The organism is Photobacterium sp. WH77 (assembly GCF_022014395.1).
Taxonomy (GTDB): domain Bacteria; phylum Pseudomonadota; class Gammaproteobacteria; order Enterobacterales; family Vibrionaceae; genus Photobacterium; species Photobacterium arenosum.
In genome coordinates this window covers 51,190-69,553 of record NZ_JAKLTE010000013.1, presented here as the reverse complement: position 1 = coordinate 69,553, position 18,364 = coordinate 51,190, and the positions used below count along the sequence as shown (strand labels likewise).

The following is an 18,364-nucleotide window of genomic DNA, read 5'->3' as shown; positions in this document are numbered from 1 at the left end:
TAGAGACATGTGCTTGGTATCGCCACTTTATAGTGTTTCACTCTGAATTCAGTCTGACCAGGGGATTGCACAACTGATTTAAACCTGAGACAAAGAAGCTCATTACTATAAAAAACTACATAGGACGTATTGAATGTCAGACACAGTATCTATCCCGCCGAAATCTAGACAGGGAAGTGGCATCAAGCAATTAATCAAATCGTTAGGTCCCGGGATCATGATGGCGTCGGCCGCGGTTGGCGGGTCACACTTGGTTGCATCAACCAAAGCCGGGGCCATATACGGCTGGCAACTGGCCGCGATCATTTTGCTGGTAAACCTTTTTAAATACCCATTTTTCAGGGCTGGTATTCAATACACTATGGGAACAGGCAAAAGCCTGGTCGAAGGCTACGACCAATTAGGACGTGGCTATCTTTGGGTATTTTCAGGGCTTAACCTGTTATCCGGTATTGTGAACACAGCAGCGCTGTTGCTGTTCAGTGCAAGCCTGCTGGGTTATTTTATGCCGGGCAATTTACCTCTGCCGGTTCTCTCTGCCATTGTGCTTGTAGCTTGTCTGGCCATACTGATGGCTGGTCACTATAAAGCGCTGGATGGATTGTCAAAAGTTATTATGTCAGTGTTGGTTATCGCGACCATTTCTGCGGTTGTGATAGCCGCAAGTAATGGCAGTGCCGCGCCCGCCGACTATCAGGGGCCTTCTGCCTGGACTCTGGCGTCTTTCGGGTTCATTGTCGTGATGATGGGTTGGATGCCAGCTCCGATTGAAATTTCTTGCCTGACATCACTCTGGCTGAAAAGTCAGCGTAAAGAGCAAACAGTGACAACACGTTCGGCACTGTTTGATTTCAATGTAGGCTACATTGGCACGGCAATTCTGGCGGTTGTGTTTCTTTCACTGGGTGCCTTGGTGCTGTATGGAACGGGTACCGAACTGAAAGCGTCAGGAATCGGGTTCTCTCATCAGTTAGTCAGCATGTATGCGTCTACCATAGGTGAGTGGTCTCGTTATCTGATTGCAGTGATCGCTTTCTTCTGTATTTTTGGCAGTACGATTACGGTTATTGATGGTTACTCGCGCGCGCTTGCTGAAGCACAACTGGTTATTCAGAAAAAACCACTGGAGCAAAACCGCTATATTAATGCGTGGATGATTGTTGTCAGTGTGTTTGCGATGGCGATCATTTTGTTCTTTACCTCAGCGCTAATGCCAATGATGGACTTTGCCATGATACTGGCCTTCATGACGACACCTGTTTTTGCCTATTTGAACTATCGCCTGGTGTCCACGGCATCATTGCCAGAAGATTTGAAACTGACCAAAACAATGAAACTGCTGTCATGGGCGGGTTTAACTTATCTTTACGGTTTTCTCGCCATCTTTATCTGGTGGAAATGGTTGATGTAAGCCACATTCTTAGAATCAAGTGTCAAAGCCCTCAAGCGAGGGCTTTTTCTTTTGTTATGCTTTTAAAACAATATCTTGTGATCTACATGTAAATAAATATTTCTTTGAAGCTTGTCAAATAGAGTATTTGCTCTAACATGGACAATCATTCTTGAGGTCATTAAGGATATATGATGAATGTAAGGCCGACTCTGGCTAAACCCATCTCCCTGGCACTACTGATAAGTTCCGTGTGTTTTCCTGTGAAAGCGGCGACTGTCAGTTTTGACGATGCGTGGCGAATTGTCCGAAACAATAGCGATGAACTGGCGGCAGAAAAAAGCAACGTAGAAAAGGCCGCATACCTGCAAGAGGCGTCGAAAGCACTGTCGTTACCCAGAGTGACAGTATCAGCCAATTATACCTATCTGGACGGTCCTATTGAGATTGCGCCTTCGGATTTGATTGCGAGCACCCCAGCCGGGCGCAGTCAGGCAAACAGTTTAGGTGGTCTGGCCCAGCTCATGGGAATGACACCGGGGCAATTCGACAAAATGTTTACCTCACAACTTACCGACAGAGATATTCTGACCAGTTCAGTTCGTGCTATCTGGCCGGTATTTCTCGGGGGAAGAGTGATGGCGGCTCAGGACATCGCGAAAGGAAAAACCCAGGAAGCCAGATATATGCTTGAGATGAAAGAGCATGCCAAGTTTGAAGATCTGTCGACCTATTATTTTGGTGTGGTGTTAGCGCAGCAAGTGCTGGACACACGTCAGGAGGCGGAACGTGGGTTGGAAAAGCATTATAAAAATGCCCTGAAGTTAGAATCGCAAGGGCAGATAGCCAAAGTCGAACGTTTGCAGGCACAGTCGTCTTTTGATAAAGCCCGTGTTGAGCGTCTTAAAGCCCAGCGCGATCTGGAAATTGCGCAAGTTGCCCTGACAAGGCTACTTAAATTACAAACCCCCGCATTGCCTTCAACGTCCTTGTTCGTTAATGAAGGGTTACCGGCAATGACCACCTTTATTGATAAAACCCTTAGTGATTACCCCGGTCTTCATATTCTTGATGCCAAGAAAACGCAGGCCAATGGCGTGTTAGATGCAGAAAAGGGCAAATATTACCCTGAGGTTTTTCTTTACGGTAATTACAACCTTTATGAAGAAGACACGCTCGCAGCGAAAACAACGCCAGACTGGGCTGTGGGTGTTGGTGTCAGTATACCGCTACTCGACTCTTCAGGCCGTTCAGACAAGGTAAAAGCGGCTCACAGTGCAATGACACAGGTGAATTACCTGCGCGCACAGGCTGAGCAGGATCTGAGCGTGTTAGTGGAGAAAACATACCGTGAAGCTTCTCAGGCATTGGAAGAATATGACGGGTTGGCCTCCAATATTGCACTGGCCGAGGAAAGTGTGGTGTTACGTGAGAAAGCCTTTAGTCAGGGTCTGTCGACCTCTCTGGATGTGGTAGATGCCGAATTGTATCTGGCGAGTGTAAAAACGCAGCGCCTGGCAGCGGCTTATCACTATGTCACAGCATTGTCGCGATTACTGGCTGTCAGCGGTGATATCAATACCTTCAACCAATATGAAAATTACAAAGGACTTAAGGTTAACTGAAATGAGTAAGCTAAAAACTCTTGCTGTCGCATTACCGGCTGTTGTGCTGGTCGCTTGGTTGGGATACCGGTTCTGGAACGCCTATCAGCCGAATGCTGAGCGATTACAGGGCCAGGTTGAAGCTCAGCAATATAATATCTCCTCAAAAGTCGCCGGTCGTATCGATCAGGTACTGGTGCGAAAAGGGGATAAAGTCACCGAAGGGCAATTGATCTTTACCTTACTGAGCCCTGAAATTGATGCCAAGCTCGAGCAGGCAAAAGCCAGTCAACAGGCGGCCGGGGCACTGGCTGACGAAGCACAAAATGGCGCACGTGCTCAGGAAGTTGCGGCGGCCAGCGATCAGTGGCAAAAAGCCAAAGCGGCATCGGCGCTGGGTGAAAAAACCTATCGACGGATAAATAATCTCTATCGCGACGGCGTTGTAGCTGAGCAGAAAAGGGATGAAGCCTATACGCAATGGCAGGCGGCCCGTTATACAGAGCAAGCGGCTTATCAGATGTTTGAAATGGCCAAAGAAGGGGCGCGGGAAGAAACCAAACGCGCTGCGCAGGAAAAAAAGCGTATGGCTGCCGGGGCTGTCGCAGAAGTCGAAGCCTATGCGGCGGATACCAAAATCTCCAGCTGGCATGATGGCGAGGTCAGCCAGATCCTGCTTCATGGTGGCGAATTGGCACCACAGGGGTTTCCGGTTGTCAGCATCATAGATATGGACGATGCCTGGGCGGTGTTTCATGTCCGTGAAGACAGGCTGGCCGATTTTGCCAAAGGCACTCAATTTGAAGCTAAGGTGCCGGCATTGGGAGATCAAACGTTCCCGTTTACTGTGACGCATGTTTCCGTCATGGGAGATTTTGCGACATGGCGGGCAACGGATACCCAGCAAGGATTCGATATGCGCACTTTTGAAGTTGAAGCGCGTCCGTTGCAGCCCGTTGATGGATTGCGTGTCGGTATGAGTGTGTTGGTAGAGCGCTGATATGTGGTTAAACACAATGCAGCGAGAGTGGCGGCTCATACGTCAGGAACCCTGGCTGAAGGCGATGCTGTTCTTTTTGCCTTTAAGTCTGTTTGTTCTGATGTGGTGGATATTCTCGCAAGGGATCGCCCGCGATCTGCCCGTCGGTGTGGTCGATCTGGATCACAGCCGCCTGTCCCGCGGATTGATCCGATACTACGATGCCAGCCCGACCCTGTCGGTTGCCCGACAATTGAGCGAGGTGGAAGAAGGCACAGCGTTAATGCGGAGCGGTGAGATTTATGCGCTGGTGGTGATTCCTGATTCTCTGGAAAAAGACACATTGCTCGGGCGATCTCCGTCTGTGACAGTGTTTTATAACGCCCAGTTTATTTTGATTGCCAAGCTGATAAACAGTGCTTTCGTGTCGGCGCAGACTACCTATGCCGCCAGTATAGATACGGTAAGTAATATGGTGTCTGGCACGCCAGTACCGCTACAGGCGCTGGGGCAGGCCTTGCCAGTCCGCAATCAGATAACCCCGTTATTTAACAGTAACTCGCACTATGGGCAGTTTCTGGTCTCGGCGGCTATTCCTGCCATGTGGCAGATATTTATCATTGCCACGACTGTCATGGCACTGGCGGCAGAGCAGCGGCGGCAAGGATTACTGGCCTGGCTGGGGCAACACCCGGTGAAGCAACTCGTCAGCAAGCTTATACCTTATGCGGCGGTTTTTATTCTGCAAGGTGTGTTGTTTCTGTGGGGCATGTATTCGCTGCTGGGCTGGCCTATGCACGGTAGCTGGAGCATTTTGCTGGTGGCACAATGTTTAATGGTGATTGCTTGCCAGAGTGTGGCTGTGCTGTTCTTTTTCCTTGCAATGGATGTTACCCGGGCAATGAGCTTCGTGGCCGGGTTTTCAGCGCCGGCGTTTGCTTTTATGGGGATAACCTTTCCTGCGACAGATATGCCAGCCATTGCGACAGGCTGGCGGGCGCTGTTGCCTGTCAGTCATTACATTGAAATTCAGGTTCAGCAGGTTAACTATGGGACGGGTTTACAGCAAGCTATGCCTCAGATGATGGCGCTTGCGGTGTTTCTGCTGGCAATGGCACTGGCTATGCTGAAAATGCTGGTCTGGCGCAAACGCCAGCTGGAGGGCGGTGTATGAGCTGGCGTCAATTGTTTCTGAGTGAATTGAAAGCGGTGTTCACCAACCCTGCGATTATCTTCACCGTGTTTGGCGGCGTTTTAATGTATTCGCTTATTTACCCGCTGCCTTATTCAAACCAGCTTCCTCGCGAACAGCAGATTGCAGTTGTTAATCTGGATAACAGTGCAGTTAGTAGGGCACTGATACGCATGGTTGATGCGACACCTCAGGTGGCCGTGACGAAAACAGCCGCAAGTATTGAAGAAGCAAAAAACTGGATTCAGGCACAAGAGGTGAAAGGGATGCTAGTGATCCCTGAGCACTTTTACCGGGATCTCCTGCTTGGTACCAGCCCGACAGTCTCTTTCGCCGGTGATGCGGCGCTGTTTCTTGTTTACGGTACTGTTGTTGAAGGGCTGGCGACAGCCACAGGAACGCTCAGCGCTGAAGCAAAAGTGGCCCGTATGATTCTTGAAGGCGAGAACCTGGCGTTAGCTTCCGAAAAGTACGCGTCGCTGAAACTGAATATGCGTCCGGTATTTAACCCGACCATGGGTTATATCAATTACGTTGTCCCTGCTGTGTTCGTACTGATACTCCATCAGACACTGTTGATTGGCTCTGCATTAGTAGGGGCGGCTCAGAATGAAATGCATCGTTCCGGCGTGTCGGGTTACTGGCACACCTGCTCACCCTGGCGAATGATCTTCACACGTATCTGCTTGTTTTCCGTGATCTATCTGCCTCTGTCTGCTTACTACTTTGGACTGAGTTTTGAGTATTACGGCATCGGTCGGCAGGCTTTAATCGGCGACATCCTGATGCTGACAGTGCCGTTTCTGATCTCAGTAACTGCGTTAGGCATAGTTATCGGAGAGCTGATCCCCCGTAAGGAACTGGCTACGGTCATCGTGCTGCTCAGTTCACTGCCTTTGGTGTTCTCGGCTGGTTTCGTATGGCCCGTATCCGCACTGCCAGCTCCGGTTTATTGGCTGGCACAATGGGTGCCTTCTACGCCAGCGATTAACGGATTCCTGCGGTTAAATCAGATGGGAGCGAGTTTTAGCCAGATTATCGCCTGGTGGTTTCAGCTTTGGGGGCTGGCTGTTCTGTATTCACTGGTCGCTTTAGGCTTGGTATACAGAAATCGCCGTCGTCGAGGACAGCTTTCGCAGGCCTCGGCAACAGTTTAACATGATGCATTGAGCGTTATTGTACAGATAGGCATTTTAAGATGAATGTGTTAAAACAGCCTCATAATAAATGGCTGTATTGGCACAGGGATTGAAAGTGAACCGGTTATTATCCTTTGAAGCATTGATGGTTTTAGATGCTATTGAGCGTCGCGGCAGTTTTGCTGCGGCCTCAGAAGAACTCGGCCGAGCGCCATCTTCCCTGAGTTACCAGGTTCAGAAACTGGAACAAGATCTGGATCTGGTTATCTTCGACCGTTCCGGTCATAAAGCCGCGTTTACCAAAGCTGGCCGGCTGTTGCTGGACAGGGGGCGGTTATTATTATCCGCGGCGGATGAAATGGTCTCGGATGCAACAGCGCTGGCACACGGCTGGGAATTAGATCTCACGATTGCCTACGACGGTTTGATTAAGCTCGATCTGATGTTTCCGCTTGTTGATGCATTGGCAAAGAAAAGTAAGACCCGTCTGAAGTTTCGTGAAGAAATTCTGGCCGGATGCTGGGAAGCGCTCGCACAGGACAGAGCCGATATTCTGATTGCTCCTCCGCCAAGTGTCGCGCCACCGGAAGTGAAAATTCAGCCTCTCGGCAAAATGGATATCGTTTGGGTTGCTCACCCTGATCACCCGATTCATAAACATGATAACCCGCTCGATCCTGTCATTCGTCAGCAATACCGAGGCATAGCAGTTGCAGATACCGCACGAAATCTGCCGCCGATAACGCACAATATTCTTGAAGAGCAGCCGTTACTTACAGTTTCCAGCATGAATGACAAGTTGAATGCCTTACGTGCCGGCCTTGGTGTTGCGACAATCCCCAGTTTTTTCATTCAGGATGATTTAGCAACAGGCAAGCTGGCCATGGTGGGGGATAATCCTGTCAGAGAGTTTGAACTGGTCCTGGCCTGGAATCGCAGCCGCATGGGCAAGGCAAAAGCCTGGGCGATCAAACACCTTGAGCAGTTATGGAAAAAGCATCTGAACTGACGCATGTTTGTGTCGATGTTTTTCGACCCGCTTGGTCACTCAGTATGCCATGAAAAAGCAGGCTGACCTTTGGCATATGGTCAGCCTTTTTATTGTCACTTCTAAACCACCGACTATGGCAGTGGTGATTATTTAACCGTGGTCAGACTGGTTGTCGTCTTGTAACACCAACAGAAGCTCCGCCGTTTTGTCTTCAAAATGAATCTCTACCTGAAAGCCACTCTTTCTGGCAAGTGACAGCATTCCCTGGTTATTGGGCATGGTTATCCCGGTCAACCGCTGTAAACCCCGCTGCTTACAATATTGAATTATGGTATTGAGCAAGATGCTCCCCAGCCCTTGCCCTTTGAGATCAGAGCGAACCAACACCGCAAACTCCGCTTCTTCGTTGGTGGGATCGGAGACCGCACGACTGACACCAATAATGTCGGTTTCGGTGTGTGAATCAGGCGCAAGCCGCACCGCAATAAAGGCCATCTCACGGTCGTAATCAATCTGAGTGAGATTCGCCAATGCTTCATGATTGAATTCACCGACTTCAGAGAAAAAACGGCTGTACAGGTCATCATGTGAAACCTGCGCAATGAAAGCTTTGTGGCCGGGTTCATCTTCCGGGCGAATCGGGCGAAGTAATATCGGCGAACCGTCTTTCAGTGAAGTGTAAATTTCCAGCTCTTTTGGATAAGGCCGAATAGCCAGCCTTTGTTGTGTGTCACCATTAAAGGGGTGAATGGTCATGGAAGCATCGATCACTGTCATGTCTTCACCCGCTGCCAGTAAGGGGTGTATATCCAGTTCAATGATTTCCGGGCAATCAATGATCAGCTGTGAAAGCTTAACCAGTAGTTTGCAGAGTGCAGGGATGTCCAATCGATCCGGCAAACTGCGCTGTTTAATTTTTCCTGTTTTCAGGGCATTGATGACAAGGTATCGCGCCAGCGCCATATTAAGTGGTGGAATAGCAACGGCGGCATCACGATGGATATCCCACTCTGCAGCTTCATCACCAATAAGAATAACAGGCCCGAACACGGGATCGGTGTGAACAGCAATGCGTAATTCCTGTGCACCGGAACGGTTGGCCATGCGCTGCACCAGCAAGCCGTCAATACGGGCTTTCGGGAAGTTGTAGGAAACACGATCCAGAATCGCCTGAGAGGCATTGGCAACCTCTGCTGCCGTTCGCAGATGCAGCATGACACCATGTACTTCTGATTTATGGCGAATATCAGGGGAGCGCAATTTGACGGCAACCGGATAGCCAATCTGCTCGGCAATATGTGCGGCTTCAGCGGGCTCTGACGCAATCCAGGTCGGCAGAGTATGAAAACCATAGCTTTCCAGCACAGGGCGTACTTCGTGCGTTTCCAGATGATAGATTTTCTGATCGAGTAACTGATCCAATAATTGATGAACCAACCCCGGGTTGCTCTGGGTCTCACCGAATGAAGACGGGGTTTCCATCAGCTGTTTCTGGTTGCGCCGGTACTCCACCAGGTGCATAAAGGCGGTAACAGCACTTTCCGGTGTTCGGTACGCTGGAAAGCCGGACTGTGTGAAAACCTGCCTGGCTTTCAACGCCTGATTTTCTCCGGCCCAGTTACTGAGGATGTTGAAATGCAGGGTACGGGGGTGCTGTTGCAATACTTTGACCATGTGCTCAGCGGTCTCTTTGCTCGGTGCAATGGCAGAAGGAGAGTGCATAATGAGCAGGGCATCGAAATCGTCGCTATCTAACAGAATCTTGGTTGCCGCCTCATAACGAGCGATATCGGCATCCCCGACGATATCAATCGGGTTAGATTGAGACCAGCAGGCCGGCAATACAGCAGAAAGTTTAGCGATAGTCTCCTGGCGTAGTGTCGCGAGCTTTCCGCCACGTTCACTGAGGGCATCAACGGCCATAATCGCAGGCCCGCCACCATTGGTTAGTATTGCTAAACGTTCGCCTCGCAAAGGCACAGCGTGAGCCAGTGTTTCCACTGCCGCAAACAGATCATGGGTATTATGCACCCGCAGCATCCCCGAGCGTTTGATGGCGGCATCATAGACAGCATCCAGACCGATTTCTCCTCCTGTGTGAAGATGGGCAGCAGCACTGCCAATTTTTGTCCGGCCACTTTTCAGCACCAGTATTCGCCGGGTCCGAGCCGCTGCTCGTGCAGCTGACATGAAGCGTCTGGCATCACGTATTGAGTCGATATACAGCAAGATAGCCTGTGTTTTGCTGTCACGGCACAAGGTATCTAACAGTTCATCAAAACCAATATCGCAGGTATCTCCCAACGATATAAAGGTCGAAAAGCCAATATTCTTGTTCTTGGCCCAGTCCAGAATCGTGGTACAGACTGCCGCAGACTGTGAAATGAAAGCAATATTGCCTTTGTTGGCGGAAACCGGTGAGAAAGACGCATTGAGATTATGCCAGGGTAAGATCATCCCCATGCTGTTTGGCCCGATAAGTCGCATTCCGTATTGTCTGGCGGTTTCATACATGCGCACATCTTCTGTGACACCGTCACTGTCGGGCTCTGCGTTCATTCCTGCCGCTAATACTACGGCCAGTTTGACGCCTTTGCGGCCTAATTGATCGATAATACTGACGTTTCTGACACTATTGGTACATAAAACAGCCAGATCTGGAACACGAGGCAGACTCTCGATGTCTGGATAGGCTAATACCCCTGCAACTGCGTCATATTTGGGGGTCACTGGCATGATGGGCCCATGAAAGTTAGCGGACAGCAGGTTTTTGATAACCACATAACCGGCACGCTTGGGGTTATCCGATGCGCCGATAATGGCGACAGAACGTGGCTTCAGTAGTGACTCGAGTCCTTTCATGGCATTTTCTCTCAGTATTTCGTAAAGAATTAACACTCAACGACAGACAATCATTTTTCTTAGCTTGGTTGTATGATTGAGCTGCTGATTATTCACTGCTGTGAGTGTAATGGAACCCATTCGACATTGTTTGAAAAAGAAGAAGGTGCTGCGCTTCATTCTTTGTATTTTTATATTGCACAATTTTATTTAAAACTGGAATTCACATAAAAAATCAATCTATTATTGATATAACGTTGAACCTGTGACATAACGCCAATTCTATCGCATACAGAGTGATGCAGGCTTGATTGGCATCAGGTCGGGGTGCAAAATCTTTTTAAAGACAAATTTGATCAGGCACGATGATAATGAAAAAAATTGCCTTAATGGTTGCAATTACATCAGCTTTAACAGGCTGTGCGCTAGATAATGAGCGTCAGACAATGAATGGCACTGTGGTTCCAACATTGGATGAACAGGAACAAGCGGCAATGGCCGTAGAACAGGGAGCAACGGCTGAACCGATGGCGGTTGAGCAGTTAAATGAACCGATTCCACCTCTGAACCCTGTTGATATAGCAATCACAGATGAAGTTGTCCCACTTGATCAGGAGATTGCCCCCGTAGACGCACCAGCAGCGGCTGAGGGAACATCCGTGGCTCTAATCGCAGAGCCTGAGCCAATGGCTGACTCTGTCGCGGCAGCTTCGAAGAACAATGAGTCACAAACGGCGAAAGCCAGCTATGAATATGTGACGGAACCTGTATCGGGATTCACTGTTCAGGTGCTGGGTGTAAGTAAAAATAGTGGTTTTGCCTCATACATTGCTAAGTTGCCAGGACAGCAACCGGTGTGGGTGAATCAGAAAACTTTCCACGAAAAGCCTTGGTACACTTTACTTTACGGACACTTTGATACTGTTCAGGAAGCCCAGGCTGCCATCAAAGATTTGCCTGCAGAGATCCGTTCGTTCGGCCCCTTTGTTCGTAGTCTGGCCAAGATTCATCAGTCACCTGAGCCTAAGCTGACCAAGATACATTAATCCTCCCGATAAGCTCTTCCCTGGAAGAGCTTATTTTTTGCATCGTTGACCGCTTTCACTGCAGGGAATCAGGCCAATAGCTTGATGCCTGGTAGATAAGATGCAATAGTTGATGCCCTGAAGGCTGCCGGGGGTACTTCGTAATATCATCCTTCAGAACAGATGAAACCCGGTGGTACAAACAAATTTTGGCCTGCCATGATCGGCAGGTTACGTTTTACAAGGGATCAAGATGAATCCAATTCACGTTTTACTTCTTTGTGGCGGTGGCAGCGCAGAACACGAAGTGTCTTTGGTTTCTGCCAATTTCATAGAACAAAACCTACAAGCGATTGATGGCATTCGCTATATCCGCATAGAAATGCAAAAAGACGGCTGGTTTGACAGAGAAGGTCAGCGCTGGCAGTTGAACCTGGATCGCAGTATCCAGTCTGAGTCTGGTGAGAAGCTCCCCGTTGATTACGTCATTCCGTGTGTCCACGGCTACCCCGGTGAAACAGGCGATTTGCAATCTTTACTTGAAATAGCCGCTGTGCCTTACTTCGGTTGTGGCCCTCAGGCCAGCACAAATTGTTTCAACAAGATCACGACCAAACTGTGGTTTGATGCGCTGGGTATTCCTAACACACCTTATGTGTTTCTCAGCGAGCAAGACGAAGAATCGTTACGTACTGCCCAAGATGCATTAGCCCGTTGGGGAAGTGTTTTTGTTAAAGCGGCCTGCCAAGGGTCATCAGTGGGCTGTTATAAAGCGACAGATCAGGAAAGCCTGATCGAATCGCTGAACAAGGCGTTTACCTTTTCAGAACAGGTTTTGGTTGAAAAAGCCATCAAGCCCAGAGAGTTAGAAGTCGCTGCTTATCAGTATGGCGATGAGTTGATTGTCACCAAGCCAGGGGAAGTGACCTGTCCGGATGGTAAATTCTACACCTACGAAGAAAAATACAGCACAGAAAGCCATTCGACCACCTCTGTTGAAGCGTCTGATATTACAGACGAACAGATTGAAGCCATTCGCAGTTATGCCAGAAAAGCGTTTGTCCATATGAAGTTAAAAGATCTGTCACGGATTGATTTCTTCCTGAGTGAAGAGGGTGACATTCTTCTTAATGAAATCAATACTTTCCCTGGCATGACACCGATATCTATGTTTCCTCAGATGCTGGCTCATCATGGACACACGTTTACGGATTATCTTGAGAAAGCTATCAAAAGTGCTGTTCATCCATTCAACCAGTGATTTTACTTTTTTAAAAACGCCAGCCTGACTGGCGTTTTTTTCATTGGCTGCAATACTGACGATGAGACTGAAAAAGAACCCTATGCTGACGAACAAACAGAAAGCTGCGCGTTTTAAAGCTATGCAGAACAAGAACTACAGAGCCAGTTTAAAGCTGGAGGGCTTTGAATTAGATGGGGCGCCAGGTACAGAGTCGCCACATGAACCACCCGTGTCCGAATATGAACAAATCGCTCGGTTAAAGAAGCATTATGCGAGATAAATATGGTGTTCAGCAGGATCCTGATTGCTACCCCGGTTCGGCTGTTCTTATCAACTTACTGAATATCAACGATGAAGAAGAGCTCGCTCTGGCTGAGCGGGATTTCACACGGGTCCGGGCAGAGCACTTTGTACCTGAGTTTGACCGATTTGATTTAGCCTATCTGAGACAAATACATTTCACTCTGTTTCAGGATTTATATCCCTGGGCCGGTGACATACGAGGTGTTGACATCACCAAAGGCCAGAGTCGTTTTTGTCATGCCAGGAATATTGAAAGAGAGGCGACTCGTCTTTTTGCTTCACTGGCTGATGAGTCACATCTTTGTGGGCTGGACTTTGATCATTTTATTCGCCGCATTGCCCATTATTACTGTGAATTGAATGTCATACACCCGTTCAGGGAAGGGAATGGGCGCGTCCAACGTATTTTCTTTGAAATTCTGGCCCTCAATGCCGGATTCGAAATCTGTTGGGAAGGTATTAACCTTAAAGAGTGGGTCGAAGCGAATCAGGCGGGTTACTTTGGCATTATGGCTCCTTTGGAAGGCTTGTTCGAAAGAATCACTCAACCGATTCATGCAGTGGTTCAACCTCAGTGGGCATCCGGCCCAGGCGCTTAAATCTACACTTACTTTTCCCAGTCTTTTTTCTTCACGTATTTCGCAATTTCCGTATCGTGTTTATCTTTATGGCCTACATACTGTGCTGGCATAGCTGGGCTCTTCCAGCGGCCTTGGGATTGGATGTCAGGAATGGATACGCCAGCATCAGATAAATCTTTGGCGGCTCCCACCCTGGGCGACTGACCTGAAAAAATACTGTCCTGGCTGAGTCCGAGTTCTTCACCAGCACGGCGAAACACCCGGTAGATGGATGAATGGTCAAGCGGTTGCTCGCCAATATTGCCATGACGATCAATTCTTCGAAAAATAACACCTGATTCAATCATGCCTACCGTAAGCCAACGCTGCATACTACGAGATGCGATGGTACTTAATGCAATCGTGTACTCCTGGATATGCAGACTGATAAGTCCAGACGCGTCAATCGAGATATTTTCAATGGTCAGTGCTGCCAGTTCACTCCGCTTGAGCATTGCTTCAAACATGACAGCCCAAATCGCCAGATCGCGAATGTCTTTAGGTTTGGTGGAGAGAGAGAAAACATCAACCAGCTGTTGCAAGTGATCATCTCTGAAGGCGTTCGCGTTTTTATAGTCGTCTTTTTTTTCTACACAATATTTATTCAGTACCAGCCTGACTTCAGTATGACGGCAGGGATCGGGGAGGGCATGACAGCGGTGAACCAGCCCGATTGTGACAATGTAACGCTTAAGACTTGCCAGCTTGCGTTTCTTGGCCATCGTATCAATAAAGTTATGTACCGTTTTCACCGTTGCCGGCAAAGGAATGGCCTGTTTGTCCAGGCAGTATTGAAGGAAGTTATTCCAGTCATTTTTGAAAGCAAGCAATGTGTTTGGTGAATACTGCTTATGCGTTAAAACTTCCCAGATTTCAATATCTTCTATAGGGAGTGTGAAGACCTTGATACTGTCTTTTTTCTTATTTTCATCAGCAATGGGAGGAATTTTCTTCATTTAATGCACTATAACTTATTTATTGATAAAAAATACTATATACTAAGCCGCCTCATAAACAAGACGGCATGTAACAAACATTAAATAGTTCGCCAAAACGGAAGGTTAGTCGTCCTCATCTGACTTTTCTACATCAACCAAATAGTCGCCCATCAGCCAGTTTCTGCCGAGCAACAGTTTGTATTCCAGCTTACTACGGTTTCGCAAGTTTACTGTGACTTGTTTATGCTCACCGTTCCAGCTTAAATCCATTTTTACTGCATAACGGCGTTCAACACCTTGAGCATTACGGATTTTACTGACTTTAACTATTTTGGCTTTGTGGGTGGTTGTTTCACCTTTTTCATTTTTTGTCTTGAATTCCACCATATTGCCTAGATTTTCACGCATATCCTCGCTTTTATCACCTAATATACGGATATCGTAAGCATTGATCGAAGACGTGTTCGCGCCAGTATCAATTCGGGCTTTATATTCGAGTTCCAAATCCTGGACATTGATAGTTTCAACCTGACCAACAATGGATTTTTTTTCGAGAGGTCGACTGTCAGCCAAGGAAGAGGGGCTGTTAAATGCAAATACAACTAACATTAACGGAATCAATGCTTTTTTCACGGAACCTCCAAAAAAGTGCCAATCGTAAATATGATCACTATAAACATAAGTTACGTATGTTTGTTCAGCTTAAAGTTAAAGGTCTGATGAGGTAAGCTTAGGTTCAGCTAATCAACCTTTAGTCTCAATGCTGAGCGAATCTGTTGATAACAAGCAGGTGTGGGTGAAAAACGAATGGCTGTTATGCCCAACTTTCTGGCCGCAAGCACATTGTCTTCATTGTCATCGATAAAATACGTATCTTCTGGACTAAACGCGTATTTTAACATAAGTGATTGGAATATTTCAGGTTCTGGCTTCATCAATAGCTCTTTAGCAGAAACCAGACCACCATTGAATAATGAAATGAAATCATGCTTATCGTTGAGCGTGTCGAAAAAGGCGCTACTCATGTTCGTGAGATAGTACAGGTTAAAATCTTGTTCCAGTAAGTCTTCAAGTAAGTTTTTCGACGCATCTATCACAGTCAGACTGTTTTGAATGTGATCGATGAAATCTTCCATTCTTGCCTCTGGAAAACCGGTACGAGCAGCAAATTTAGGGATAACCTCGGCCATCAACATTGTACCGCGATCCAAAGCCAACCAGTCAGGGTGCTGAAGTACATGTGTCAGCAGTATGTCTTGTTCGTAAGTTGACTGAGTGAAAGTAGAGACGATTTTGTGCGGGTTCCAATCAAACAGCACAGCACCAAAGTCAAAAACTACGTTATGAATCATATGCGTTTCCGTTAGAGGCCTATTTATTGATAATATTCGGGCTTAGCCTGGTCGCAAGCTTCTATATTCAACCTGATGGCCAGGTCACACTTTTAAAGCAGTTATTGGGGTCAATTTCATGAGTGATAACAGCCGATTAGTCTATTCAACAGATGCAGGCAGAATTAAAGAAGAGAAAACAGTCCCGGAACGTCTGAAAGGCGATGGCGTGGTACGAATTCAGCGCCAGACAAAAGGCCGTAAAGGAAAGGGAGTCTGTATTGTCACAGGGTTGGATATGAATGATGCTGAGCTCAAGCTTTTGGCCGCTGAGTTAAAAAAAGTCTGTGGCTGCGGCGGTTCTGTAAAAGATGGAACCATAGAAATTCAGGGTGATAAACGCGATCTCATCAAAACCACCCTTGAGAAAAAGGGACACACGGTAAAATTAGCCGGTGGCTGAGAGGCTTACATCAGTCTGGCAATCCTGGTTTCAGCAGCCAACCAGGATCTAATCAGCGCAACCTGAATTCACAACGTATACACGCCGACAAGATTGCCTGCGCACTTTAAGAGATCCCGACGAACACATTGGCGTTCGTCGGTCTTAGGTAATTCCACCTGACATTGAAGGGCCAGGCAAACTGACAATTTGCAGCAGGACTTAAATACAAGTGTGAATTACCTATTTTATGGTAAATCAGCGTTATGGTTAAATTGAAGCCCCGGATTTCGGGGCTTTTTGATTGCAAAAACAAACCAGGTAATTTGCTGCAGGTCATCCAGATGATTGCAAAATCGAATCCGGACACCAGGCGCCGGCGCGAGTTTTGATAGCAAATCGGATTTAGCTGCCGATAACAGATTCCAGATCAGCTTTACTGGTAAAGTATTGCTGCACCTTTCTCTTTAACGCCCTGAGTTCGTGTTCTGCCTGTTCACGGCTGGCTTTCTCACTCTCGTAGCTTTTCCGGTAGTGTAGGGCGTCATAGCCTCCCTGAATCAACGCTTTGGAAACCGTGGTTTTGCCAGTCTGGTGCTTCAGGTTATCCAGCATCTTCTCGTGTTCTTCCGTGTTTCGAATGGTAACTGCCATCATTATTCCTTTTAGTCCAGGCGCATCGATGGCAAGAATGATAGCAAAACTTTTCCTGGCTGGCAGCTGGCCACCTTCGAAATGATGGCAAATTTAAATCCGGATGCCAGGTGCCGGCGCGAGTTATGATAGCAAAATGTCAGGCGCGAGTTTGGAATCACCTTGGCGGCAATATCGTTCCCTTGTATAGTTAGTTATGACTACAAACAAAGACAAACAAATTGAACTAGGGATACGCCCATGACAAAAACCATACAGCAGCTCGCGAAAGAAGATATCAAGCGCCATGCCGATGAGCCTGTGACCTTTGAGCGCATTCCACGGTCTAAGCTGTTGAGAACCGTCAAGAAGGTCATGACAGATCATAAAGAGACCATCAAGGAGCTTGCCGACCGATGAGCGGCCTGCTGTTTCTTGAAGCTGAAGACATTCTGGAAATACACGACTTCATTCTGTCTACTGAACCCGGTGTTCAAGGTGTTCACATCCATAAACTGGAAGCTGTTGCAGGCCGAGTGAAGAACATCTCCACCTATGAAGGCATATCTACGGCCTTTGAGCTTGCCGCTCACTATGCCGTTGCCATTGCCAGAGGCCATGCCTTCGTTGATGGCAATAAGCGAACAGCGTTCGTCGCAATGATAGCGGTGCTTGAGGCCAATGGCTTTCCGGTTCCTGAGCAGGAAAAGATCATCAGTGCTCTTTCCAGAAGTGACTCATGGACTGAAATGATGGTGAAGGTTGCTGAAGGGAAAATAGACGCCCAAAGTTTTGGCAATTCACTTGCCATTATCTACACCATCTCTGCGCTTGGTGTTGGCATATACAAAATTGCCGAATGGTTTGGACGTGATAAATAAGCCCCATCAAGGGGCTTTTTTGATAGCAAAACTTTTCCTGGCCGGCAGCTGCAGAACAACAAAATGATAGCAGACTGAAACCTGGCCAACGATTGCCGGCGCAGGTTTTGATTGCAAACTAATGTCGTTATCCCTTCCTCAATCGCTTCTGATTTCTCATGATCAACTGCCAGTTTTCATTGCTCTCTATCACTTTCGGGATCGTTAAATCCCGGGCAGTGAACTCGCGACCAGTGGGGGTAATCAGACGCTCATCTCTGATCTGAAAACCTTGCCACGGCTTAGTAGTCGGCATGAAACCACGGTGCTTCAGTAGCAGCAAACGTGCCTGTGCTACAGGCCATGAGCGAGTGGCCATGTAGCGGTAAATCGACGATACAGAACAGCCCAGATATCCAGCTGCCTCTTGGGGAGAGTCGAACTCGTATAAAAAGATGTCGTTCAGCTGACGTTGAATATAACCGCATGAATACAATTCGTCCTGAAATTGAATGTCCCGTAGGCGTTTCGACATGTGATGTACCTCAAAAAAATCACCAAAAAATGAAAAAATGATGATTTCGAGGGCTAGAGCGCTTAGTTACGCCCAAAGCCCCCAAAAATCTGAGGTAAGCTGTCACATGTGATCGCCTGATAGGCTTTTTGCTGCTGGTATTTCTCTATTTTGTGAATCTTATCAATTAAATAATCATTTAACATAATCTATGTTATGCGCACTAAAGTTGGTGTCGCAAAGCTAAAGTGTCTATTTTCTGCAAAGTATAAATGTCGAGTTAACTTATCACTGCCCGTGATATTTCTATTGCCTCTGT

Annotated in this window: 19 protein-coding genes; 13 read left to right on the top strand and 6 right to left on the bottom strand. The window is 47.6% G+C overall.

Going from position 1 to position 18,364, the window contains the following annotated elements:
- The first annotated feature begins 133 nt into the window (after positions 1-133).
- The 6 genes from L6J37_RS14040 to L6J37_RS14015 all read left to right on the top strand — a co-directional run bounded on the left by L6J37_RS14040 (position 134) and on the right by L6J37_RS14015 (position 7,313).
- Complete coding sequence (locus L6J37_RS14040; RefSeq protein ID WP_237795543.1) at positions 134-1,411, top strand: NRAMP family divalent metal transporter; 1,278 nt, start codon at positions 134-136, stop codon at positions 1,409-1,411.
- 173 nt (positions 1,412-1,584) lie between these two features.
- Complete coding sequence (locus tag L6J37_RS14035; protein ID WP_192014520.1) at positions 1,585-3,015, top strand: TolC family protein; 1,431 nt, start codon at positions 1,585-1,587, stop codon at positions 3,013-3,015.
- A gap of 1 nt (position 3,016) precedes the next feature.
- Positions 3,017-3,994 carry an HlyD family secretion protein gene (locus L6J37_RS14030; RefSeq protein WP_237795542.1) on the top strand — a complete coding sequence of 326 codons (978 nt, stop codon included), beginning with the start codon at positions 3,017-3,019 and terminating at the stop codon, positions 3,992-3,994.
- A gap of 1 nt (position 3,995) precedes the next feature.
- Complete coding sequence (locus tag L6J37_RS14025) at positions 3,996-5,147, top strand: ABC transporter permease (RefSeq protein ID WP_237795541.1); 1,152 nt, start codon at positions 3,996-3,998, stop codon at positions 5,145-5,147.
- Positions 5,144-6,322 carry an ABC transporter permease gene (locus L6J37_RS14020; RefSeq protein ID WP_237795540.1) on the top strand — a complete coding sequence of 393 codons (1,179 nt, stop codon included), beginning with the start codon at positions 5,144-5,146 and terminating at the stop codon, positions 6,320-6,322. Before L6J37_RS14025 ends, L6J37_RS14020 begins: the two co-directional genes overlap by 4 nt.
- A 70-nt stretch (positions 6,323-6,392) precedes the next feature.
- The gene (locus L6J37_RS14015; RefSeq protein ID WP_192013742.1) at positions 6,393-7,313 is read left to right on the top strand and encodes a LysR family transcriptional regulator; all 921 of its coding nucleotides are present in this window, start codon (positions 6,393-6,395) and stop codon (positions 7,311-7,313) included.
- 132 nt (positions 7,314-7,445) lie between these two features.
- On the opposite strand, the gene L6J37_RS14010 is transcribed toward L6J37_RS14015, so the two are convergent.
- On the bottom strand, positions 7,446-10,157 hold the full coding sequence (locus L6J37_RS14010; RefSeq protein ID WP_237795539.1) for a bifunctional acetate--CoA ligase family protein/GNAT family N-acetyltransferase: 2,712 nt from the start codon (positions 10,155-10,157) through the stop codon (positions 7,446-7,448).
- Positions 10,158-10,507: 350 nt separating this feature from the next.
- Between L6J37_RS14010 and L6J37_RS14005 the strand changes: the two genes are divergently transcribed.
- The 4 genes from L6J37_RS14005 to L6J37_RS13995 all read left to right on the top strand — a co-directional run bounded on the left by L6J37_RS14005 (position 10,508) and on the right by L6J37_RS13995 (position 13,306).
- Entirely contained in the window at positions 10,508-11,182 is a 675-nt protein-coding gene (locus tag L6J37_RS14005; RefSeq protein ID WP_192013746.1) for an SPOR domain-containing protein, read from the top strand.
- A gap of 232 nt (positions 11,183-11,414) precedes the next feature.
- Complete coding sequence (locus tag L6J37_RS14000; RefSeq protein ID WP_237795538.1) at positions 11,415-12,422, top strand: D-alanine--D-alanine ligase; 1,008 nt, start codon at positions 11,415-11,417, stop codon at positions 12,420-12,422.
- Between the two features lie 61 nt (positions 12,423-12,483).
- The gene (locus tag L6J37_RS21500) at positions 12,484-12,684 is read left to right on the top strand and encodes a YhfG family protein (protein WP_370630696.1); all 201 of its coding nucleotides are present in this window, start codon (positions 12,484-12,486) and stop codon (positions 12,682-12,684) included.
- Positions 12,674-13,306, top strand: coding sequence for a putative adenosine monophosphate-protein transferase Fic (locus L6J37_RS13995; protein ID WP_237795537.1), 633 nt, complete (start codon positions 12,674-12,676; stop codon positions 13,304-13,306). The genes L6J37_RS21500 and L6J37_RS13995 overlap by 11 nt, the downstream gene beginning before the upstream one ends.
- 8 nt (positions 13,307-13,314) lie before the next feature.
- On the opposite strand, the gene L6J37_RS13990 is transcribed toward L6J37_RS13995, so the two are convergent.
- From L6J37_RS13990 to L6J37_RS13980, 3 genes are all read right to left on the bottom strand, one after another.
- The gene (locus tag L6J37_RS13990; protein WP_237795536.1) at positions 13,315-14,283 is read right to left on the bottom strand and encodes a tyrosine-type recombinase/integrase; all 969 of its coding nucleotides are present in this window, start codon (positions 14,281-14,283) and stop codon (positions 13,315-13,317) included.
- Between the two features lie 105 nt (positions 14,284-14,388).
- Positions 14,389-14,898 carry an ATP-dependent zinc protease family protein gene (locus tag L6J37_RS13985; RefSeq protein WP_237795535.1) on the bottom strand — a complete coding sequence of 170 codons (510 nt, stop codon included), beginning with the start codon at positions 14,896-14,898 and terminating at the stop codon, positions 14,389-14,391.
- A gap of 107 nt (positions 14,899-15,005) precedes the next feature.
- Complete coding sequence (locus tag L6J37_RS13980; protein ID WP_218385739.1) at positions 15,006-15,617, bottom strand: HAD family hydrolase; 612 nt, start codon at positions 15,615-15,617, stop codon at positions 15,006-15,008.
- 118 nt (positions 15,618-15,735) lie between these two features.
- Here L6J37_RS13980 and yciH point away from each other — a divergent pair, with 118 nt between their 5' ends.
- Positions 15,736-16,059 carry a stress response translation initiation inhibitor YciH gene (gene yciH / locus L6J37_RS13975; protein ID WP_192013757.1) on the top strand — a complete coding sequence of 108 codons (324 nt, stop codon included), beginning with the start codon at positions 15,736-15,738 and terminating at the stop codon, positions 16,057-16,059.
- Positions 16,060-16,443: 384 nt separating this feature from the next.
- On the opposite strand, the gene L6J37_RS13970 is transcribed toward yciH, so the two are convergent.
- Positions 16,444-16,695, bottom strand: coding sequence for a keratin (locus tag L6J37_RS13970; protein WP_237795534.1), 252 nt, complete (start codon positions 16,693-16,695; stop codon positions 16,444-16,446).
- Between the two features lie 237 nt (positions 16,696-16,932).
- Between L6J37_RS13970 and L6J37_RS13965 the strand changes: the two genes are divergently transcribed.
- Both L6J37_RS13965 and L6J37_RS13960 read left to right on the top strand, forming a co-directional pair.
- On the top strand, positions 16,933-17,091 hold the full coding sequence (locus tag L6J37_RS13965) for a hypothetical protein (protein ID WP_237795532.1): 159 nt from the start codon (positions 16,933-16,935) through the stop codon (positions 17,089-17,091).
- Positions 17,088-17,552 (top strand): type II toxin-antitoxin system death-on-curing family toxin, encoded by a 465-nt coding sequence (locus L6J37_RS13960; RefSeq protein ID WP_237795531.1) that lies wholly within the window; start codon positions 17,088-17,090, stop codon positions 17,550-17,552. The genes L6J37_RS13965 and L6J37_RS13960 overlap by 4 nt, the downstream gene beginning before the upstream one ends.
- A 127-nt stretch (positions 17,553-17,679) precedes the next feature.
- On the opposite strand, the gene L6J37_RS13955 is transcribed toward L6J37_RS13960, so the two are convergent.
- Entirely contained in the window at positions 17,680-18,066 is a 387-nt protein-coding gene (locus L6J37_RS13955; RefSeq protein WP_237795530.1) for a DUF3653 domain-containing protein, read from the bottom strand.
- Between the last annotated feature and the right edge of the window lie 298 nt (positions 18,067-18,364).

What these genes read in the sequence shown, in the direction of transcription:
- L6J37_RS14040 (WP_237795543.1), top strand. Translation starts at nt 134, where the DNA reads ATGTCAGACACAGTATCTATCCCGCCGAAATCTAGACAGGGAAGTGGC.
- L6J37_RS14035 (WP_192014520.1), top strand. Translation starts at nt 1,585, where the DNA reads ATGAATGTAAGGCCGACTCTGGCTAAACCCATCTCCCTGGCACTACTG.
- L6J37_RS14030 (WP_237795542.1), top strand. Translation starts at nt 3,017, where the DNA reads ATGAGTAAGCTAAAAACTCTTGCTGTCGCATTACCGGCTGTTGTGCTG.
- L6J37_RS14025 (WP_237795541.1), top strand. Translation starts at nt 3,996, where the DNA reads ATGTGGTTAAACACAATGCAGCGAGAGTGGCGGCTCATACGTCAGGAA.
- L6J37_RS14020 (WP_237795540.1), top strand. Translation starts at nt 5,144, where the DNA reads ATGAGCTGGCGTCAATTGTTTCTGAGTGAATTGAAAGCGGTGTTCACC.
- L6J37_RS14015 (WP_192013742.1), top strand. Translation starts at nt 6,393, where the DNA reads ATGGCTGTATTGGCACAGGGATTGAAAGTGAACCGGTTATTATCCTTT.
- L6J37_RS14010 (WP_237795539.1), bottom strand. Translation starts at nt 10,157, where the DNA reads ATGAAAGGACTCGAGTCACTACTGAAGCCACGTTCTGTCGCCATTATC.
- L6J37_RS14005 (WP_192013746.1), top strand. Translation starts at nt 10,508, where the DNA reads ATGAAAAAAATTGCCTTAATGGTTGCAATTACATCAGCTTTAACAGGC.
- L6J37_RS14000 (WP_237795538.1), top strand. Translation starts at nt 11,415, where the DNA reads ATGAATCCAATTCACGTTTTACTTCTTTGTGGCGGTGGCAGCGCAGAA.
- L6J37_RS21500 (WP_370630696.1), top strand. Translation starts at nt 12,484, where the DNA reads ATGAGACTGAAAAAGAACCCTATGCTGACGAACAAACAGAAAGCTGCG.
- L6J37_RS13995 (WP_237795537.1), top strand. Translation starts at nt 12,674, where the DNA reads ATGCGAGATAAATATGGTGTTCAGCAGGATCCTGATTGCTACCCCGGT.
- L6J37_RS13990 (WP_237795536.1), bottom strand. Translation starts at nt 14,283, where the DNA reads ATGAAGAAAATTCCTCCCATTGCTGATGAAAATAAGAAAAAAGACAGT.
- L6J37_RS13980 (WP_218385739.1), bottom strand. Translation starts at nt 15,617, where the DNA reads ATGATTCATAACGTAGTTTTTGACTTTGGTGCTGTGCTGTTTGATTGG.
- yciH (WP_192013757.1), top strand. Translation starts at nt 15,736, where the DNA reads ATGAGTGATAACAGCCGATTAGTCTATTCAACAGATGCAGGCAGAATT.
- L6J37_RS13970 (WP_237795534.1), bottom strand. Translation starts at nt 16,695, where the DNA reads ATGATGGCAGTTACCATTCGAAACACGGAAGAACACGAGAAGATGCTG.
- L6J37_RS13965 (WP_237795532.1), top strand. Translation starts at nt 16,933, where the DNA reads ATGACAAAAACCATACAGCAGCTCGCGAAAGAAGATATCAAGCGCCAT.
- L6J37_RS13960 (WP_237795531.1), top strand. Translation starts at nt 17,088, where the DNA reads ATGAGCGGCCTGCTGTTTCTTGAAGCTGAAGACATTCTGGAAATACAC.
- L6J37_RS13955 (WP_237795530.1), bottom strand. Translation starts at nt 18,066, where the DNA reads ATGTCGAAACGCCTACGGGACATTCAATTTCAGGACGAATTGTATTCA.